Annotated in this window: 1 protein-coding gene; it reads left to right on the forward strand. The window is 65.9% G+C overall.

Going from position 1 to position 264, the window contains the following annotated elements:
- Positions 1-108: 108 nt before the first annotated feature.
- Positions 109-264 (forward strand): acyl-CoA dehydrogenase family protein (locus FLQ44_RS24870; protein WP_369126601.1); only part of this gene is annotated, 156 nt, incomplete at its 3' end.

Here is a 264-nt window from a genome sequence, read left to right on the forward strand (position 1 = left end):
CACGGGGAGCCGGCAGAGATCGGCCCGAGCAAGAGAGGAAAGCCCACAGCCATGAATGCTCCGATGATGAACGCGGCGCCCAGCCATCCCAGCCACGCAAACCTGGGCATGGACGAGGACACCTTCGAGCAGTTCGCCGACCAGCTCACCCGCTATGTCCGCGAGCGCCTGATCCCCGCCGAACCGCAGGTGATCGCCGAGGACCGCGTTCCGGACGAGATCGTGGGCGAGATGCGCGAAATGGGTCTGTTCGGCCTGTCGGTG

It is taken from the genome of Vogesella mureinivorans (genome assembly GCF_007644035.1).
Lineage (GTDB): Bacteria > Pseudomonadota > Gammaproteobacteria > Burkholderiales > Chromobacteriaceae > Vogesella > Vogesella mureinivorans.